The following is a 6,139-nucleotide window of genomic DNA, read 5'->3' on the forward strand; positions in this document are numbered from 1 at the left end:
CGTTTGTGCAGGATTGCACAAACGAGCAAGGCGCCCACGAGCCCCCATGGATGGGTTCACGGCGTGTCCCGGCAGGGCCTGGCACCGCCCGCCGCGCTTCAGCAGTGAACAGCTGACCGCCCTATCCAAGCCCACTAAAGTCGCTGCCCTCCAGGCCGATATTGAGCGTGACGCCCGGTTTTTCCTTACCGCCACGCCCGACCCAGGATTCCTTCCATGAACGACAGCAACCCCAACGCCGCCAGCAGCGGTGGCGAGTACCTCAGCTTCACCCTCGGCGCCGAGCACTACGGCGTGGATATTCTCAAGGTCCAGGAAATCCGCGGCTACGACTCGGTCACCCGCGTGCCCGATGCCCCCGATTACATCAAGGGTGTCATCAACCTGCGCGGCACCATCGTCCCGGTCATCGACCTGCGCCTCAAGCTGCGCCTGGAAAAGGCCACGTATGACGCCTTCACCGTCATGATCGTGCTCAACGTCGAAGACCGCGTCGTCGGCATCGTCGTCGACAGCGTCTCCGACGTCATCCCGCTCAACGCCGACCAGATCCGCCCGACCCCCGAGTTCGGCGCCGCCGTCGATACCCGCTTCATCTCCGGCATCGGCACCCAGGACGATCGCATGCTGATCCTGCTGGACATCGAAACCCTGCTCGACAGCGCCGACATGGGCCAGCCGGCCCACGTTGAAGACGCCGCCGCCTGATCGTGCCCTCGCCTCCCCGGTCGATTCGACCGGGGTCGTGAAAAAAGTTCTTCAGTTCCCCCCGCGACGGCCGATAGCTGCTTCAGGACCCGGCTGTGTGGGACTGCCCAAGGCCGGGCCAACTCGTCCAATTTCCCCCGGAGATTTTTCCCGATGAAGTCCCTGCTTGCGCTGTTCTCGGTTGCCGTCCTCGCTTCCTCTGCCTCGTCCGCCTTCGCCCAGTCGGCTGAGATGATCCCGCCGGAAATGGCACCGCGCTCGGTCGGCAAGGACGGCATGGTCTGCGGCAAGGTCGAAAAGGCCCGCTACGCCGAAGGCTCCGAAGGCCAGCCGACCTTCCTGTACATGGGCGGCGCGTTCCCGCGCCACACCTTCTCGGCCCGCATCGCCGGTGCCAACCGCGGCAAGTTCAGCTTCCCGCTGGAAACCCTGGAAGGCAAGACCGTGTGCGTGATCGGCAAGATCGCCCGCGACGCATCGCGTGCTGAAATCGAAGTCAGCTCGCCGGCCGGCCTCAAGCTCGCCAACATCAAGTAATCCGCCGTACGCCATGCCACGCCGGCACTGGCCGGCGTGGTCGCTGCAACCGGGCACGACGCCCGGACGCGTTTGCCACTGGAGATCGCACCGCCCATGCCCTGGATCAACAACCTCAAACTGATGCCGAAGTTGATGCTGACTTTCGGTGTCCTCCTGCTGGTGATGCTGCTGCAGGGCATCGTGGCGTATCGCGGGCTGTACTCGCTCAACAACGTCACCACCGAACTGGCCGGCCACCGGATGGAAAGCATCCGCACCGCCGGTGAAATCCGCGGCATGGTCGGCGAATACCGCAACTCGGCCTACCAGGGCCTGATCCGCGCCAGCGACGACGTCAAGGCCGACGCCAAGAAGCGCGCCGCCGAACTGCGCGGCAAGATCGACCTGTCCATCAAGAAATACCCCGAATTGATCGACAATCCCCAGCAGAAGAAGCTGTTCGACACCTTCGCCAAGGATTGGAAAGACTCGCTGGCCTCCTACGATGCCGTCACCGAGATGCTGGAACTGGATCTCCCCGATGACGCCGTGGATACCTTCGTCGGCGAGACCCGCACCAAGCACCTGAAGGCCTCCTCGGCGCTCGAAGCGCTGATCGCCGAAGACAACCGTCTGGCCCGCGCTTCGCGCGAGGAAGCCGAATCGACCTATGCCGCCTCGGCCACCCTGACCGTCATCGCCCTGCTCGGCGGTGCCGCCCTCGGCCTGGTGCTGGTGTACCTGTTCGCCCGTTCGCTGGTGGGCAGCATGCGCGGCGCCGTGTCGGTCGCCAACGACGTGGCCGGCGGCAAGCTCGACGGCCATATCGACGTCACCCGCAAGGATGAAGTCGGCGACCTGATGCAGGCCATGCAGCGCATGCAGCGCGACCTGCGCGAGCGCACCGAAACCGACCAGGCCATCGCCCGCGAGAACCTGCGCATCCGCACCGCGCTGGATTACAGCTCCACCGGCGTGTACCTGACCGACAACCAGCTCAACATCGTCTACGCCAACCGCGCACTCGAGCAGAGCCTGACCCAGTACCAGGATGAGCTGCGCAAGCACCTGCCCGACTTCGATGCCGGCACCTCGCTGGTGGGCCGCCCGCTGACCGTGCTCGAGCACCGCGGCGAGATGGATGCCAACCTGCTGAACAACCTCAAGGCGAACGGCGTGGCCCGTCGTGCCATGCAGTTCGGCGACGCGCAGTTCGCCCAGGTGGTGTCCACCATCCGCAACCAGGACGGTGAGAGCGTCGGCCACGTGGTCGAGTGGCGCGACCGCACGCCCGAAGCGCTGGTCGAAGCCGAAGTGGCCCGCGTGATTGCCCAGGCCGCCGCCGGCGACCTGTCCGGCCGCATCCGCGCCGATGGCAAGGAAGGCTTCTTCCTGCAGCTGGCCCAGCAGATCAACGGCCTGCTGGACGCCAACGCGGCCAGCATCGAGCAGATCTCCGGCCTGCTCACCGCACTGTCGCAGGGTGATCTCACGGTGCGCATGCACGGTGATTTCCAGGGCGTGTTCGCCACCATGCGCGACGACGCCAATGCCACCGCCGAACAGCTCAGCGGCATCGTCACCAAGATCAAGCACTCCAGCCAGGCCATCAGCTCGGCGGCCAGCGAGATCGCCACGGGCAACAGCGACCTGTCGCGCCGTACCGAGCAGCAGGCGGCGAACCTGGAAGAAACCGCGGCCTCGATGGAGGAACTGACCTCCACCGTGCGCCAGAACGCCGAGCATGCCCGCCAGGCCAACCAGCTGGCCATCGGCGCGCACAGCGTCGCCAGCCAGGGTGGCGAAGTGGTCGGCCAGGTGGTCACCACCATGAGCGCGATCCAGACCTCGTCCAAGAAGATCGCCGAGATCATCTCGGTCATCGACGGCATCGCCTTCCAGACCAACATCCTGGCGCTGAACGCGGCCGTGGAAGCCGCACGTGCCGGTGAGCAGGGCCGCGGTTTTGCCGTGGTTGCCTCCGAAGTACGTACCCTGGCCCAGCGTTCGGCCGGTGCGGCCAAGGAGATCAAGGGCCTGATCGACGACTCGGTCGGCAAGGTCAACGACGGCTCGGCCCTGGTGCACAAGGCGGGCGCGACCATGGGCGAGATCGTCGCCTCGGTGCAGCGCGTGACCGACATCATGGCCGAGATCTCCGCGGCCTCGCAGGAACAGTCGGCCGGCATCGAGCAGGTCAACCAGACCGTGGTGCAGATGGACGAAACCACCCAGCAGAATGCCGCGCTGGTGGAAGAAGCCACCGCCGCCGCCCGTTCGATGGAAGAACAGGCCGGCCACCTCAGCGACGCGGTGTCGATCTTCAAGCTCGACGCGCATGACGTGGTGCTGCCGCCGGCCGCCGTGGCGGCCCCGGCCCCGCGTGCCGCACGCGCGGTTGCCGCAGCGCCAGCCCCGGTCCGCCGTGCAGCGGCCCGCCCGGTCGCCACCGAGCTGGCTGACGGCGACTGGCAGGAGTTCTAAGCGCACCTGCGCTCTGTAACCCTGCATGACGGAAGGCCCCGATACCCATCGGGGCCTTTTTTGTTGGCAAAACCGCCGGTAGAGCCACCCCATGGGTGGCTGCACACCTTCCGGCGCCTTATGCAGCCACCCATGGGGTGGCTCTACCCATCTGCGCCATTGCGTGCAGCCGACCAACGGTCGGCTCTACCCCTTCGGCACCCCGCGCAGCCACCCATGGGGTGGCTCTACCCCCGCCGTGGGCCGGTCGAACCTGAATACGCTCAGTCACCTGCCCTCAATAGCCGCTGCCTTTGGCCGATAACAGCATTGCCGCGACACGTTCGTCGACCAAAGATGCCCTGCCCATGAATCTGATCAGCCGCTGGAACCAGTATTTCTCCAACCTGTCCGTCAGGCGCAAGCTCAACCTGCTCACCGCGCTCATCGCCGTCGGCGTCATCGCCCTGGCCGTGATCGCTGCGCGCATGCAGTACCTGGACCTCACCGATACCCGCAAGGACAGCCTGAAGATCCAGGTCGAACTGACCTACGGCATCCTGGACCACTACCACCGCCTGGCCGAGACCGGCGAGCTGACCGAACCGGCCGCCAAGGCCGCCGCGCTGGAAGCGCTCGAGCGCATGCGCGCCGACAGCGACGCCTACTACTACAGCGTCTACGACACCCAGTACCGCGTGCTGATGCATCCGTTCCGCAAGGACCTGATCGGCAAGGACATGCAGGCATTCCGCTCCGAGGACGGCGTGCAGCTGTTCCACGACCTGGTCCAGGTCGCGCGCCAGGGCGGCGGCGTGGTGTCCTACAAGTGGGCCAAGGCCGGCGCCGAGGGCCTGTACGACAAGTCGTCCTACGCCGGCCTGTACGCGCCGTGGCAGTGGGTGATCAGCAGCGGCGTGTACATGGAAGACGTACAGCAGCAGGCGCTGGTGTTCACCGCCATCATGACCGCCAGCGGCGGCGCCGTGGTGCTGATCGTGCTGGCGCTGAGCTGGCTGATCGGCAACCGCATCACCCTGCCGCTGCGCCAGGCCACGCAGGTGGCCGAGAGCATCGCCGCCGGCAAGCTCGACAGCCGCATCGGTGCCCAGGCACACGACGAACCTGGCCGCCTGCTGGAAAGCATGGCGCGCATGCAGCAGCAGCTGCACGCGGTGATCAGCGGCCAGCGCGAGATGGCCAACCGCCACGACGCCGGCCAGACCAGCTACCGCATGGACGAAAGCGCCTTCCCCGGCGAGTACGGGCTGATGGTGCACGAAACCAACACCCTGGTCGGCGCGCACGTGCAGACCATGCAGAGTGTCCTGCAGGTGGTGCAGCGCTACGCGGTGGGCGACCTGTCCGCCGAGATCGCGCGCTACCCCGGCGAGAAGGCCGCCATCACCGACACCGTCGATGCGGTCAAGCAGAACCTGGCCAGCATCAATGCCGAGATCAAGCGCTTGGGCGCGGCTGCCGCGGCCGGTGATTTCAGCCAGCGTGGCGACACCGCCGGCTTCGACCACGACTTCCGCCTGATGATCGCCAACCTCAACGCGATGATGCAGGTCAGCGACGACAACCTGGGCAAGCTCTCGCAGCTGCTCTCGGGTATCGCCGAGGGCGACCTCACCGTGCGCATGCACGGCGACTTCCAGGGCGTGTTCGCCAGCATGCGCGACGATGCCAACGCCACCGTCTCCCAGCTCACCCAAATCGTGGGCCAGATCCAGGCCGCGGCGGGCAGCATCAACCAGGCCGCCGGCGAGATCGCCAGCGGCAACAGCGACCTGTCGCGCCGCACCGAACAGCAGGCGGCCAACCTGGAAGAAACCGCCGCCTCCATGGAGGAACTGACTTCCACCGTGCGCCAGAACGCCGAACACGCCCGCCAGGCCAACCAGCTGGCCATCGGCGCGCACGGCGTGGCCAGCCAGGGGGGCGACGTCGTCGGCCAGGTGGTCACCACCATGAGCGCGATCGAAGCCAGCTCCAGGCGCATCGCCGAGATCATCTCGGTCATCGACGGGATCGCCTTCCAGACCAACATCCTGGCGCTGAACGCCGCGGTGGAAGCGGCGCGCGCGGGCGAACAGGGTCGCGGTTTTGCCGTGGTCGCCTCCGAAGTACGCACCCTGGCCCAGCGTTCGGCCGGGGCCGCCAAGGAGATCAAGGGCCTGATCGACGACTCGGTGGCCAGCGTGGCCGACGGCTCGGCGCTGGTGCACAAGGCCGGCACCACCATGGGCGAAATCGTCGCCTCGGTGCAGCGCGTGACCGACATCATGGCCGAGATCTCCGCCGCCTCGCAGGAACAGTCGGCCGGCATCGACCAGGTCAACCAGACCGTGGTGCAGATGGACGAAACCACCCAGCAGAACGCCGCACTGGTGGAAGAAGCCACCGCCGCCGCGCGTGCGATGGAAGAACAAGCCGGCCAGCTGTC

At 66.6% G+C, this 6,139-nt stretch carries 4 protein-coding genes; all 4 read left to right on the top strand.

All coding sequences use genetic code 11. The annotated features are described in order from the left end of the window. Positions 1-216 precede the first annotated feature (216 nt). On the top strand, positions 217-708 hold the full coding sequence (locus DBR34_RS04470) for a chemotaxis protein CheW (protein WP_128095881.1): 492 nt from the start codon (positions 217-219) through the stop codon (positions 706-708). A 153-nt stretch (positions 709-861) separates the two neighbouring features. Beyond that, positions 862-1,245, top strand: coding sequence for a hypothetical protein (locus DBR34_RS04475; RefSeq protein WP_128095882.1), 384 nt, complete (start codon positions 862-864; stop codon positions 1,243-1,245). A 96-nt stretch (positions 1,246-1,341) separates the two neighbouring features. After that, on the top strand, positions 1,342-3,711 hold the full coding sequence (locus tag DBR34_RS04480) for a methyl-accepting chemotaxis protein (RefSeq protein ID WP_128095883.1): 2,370 nt from the start codon (positions 1,342-1,344) through the stop codon (positions 3,709-3,711). 347 nt (positions 3,712-4,058) lie between these two features. After that, on the top strand, positions 4,059-6,139 hold a 2,081-nt coding region (locus DBR34_RS04485; protein WP_128095884.1), incomplete at its 3' end, for a methyl-accepting chemotaxis protein.

The sequence above is a fragment of the Stenotrophomonas sp. HMWF003 genome (assembly GCF_003061285.1).
Lineage (GTDB): Bacteria > Pseudomonadota > Gammaproteobacteria > Xanthomonadales > Xanthomonadaceae > Stenotrophomonas > Stenotrophomonas maltophilia_AP.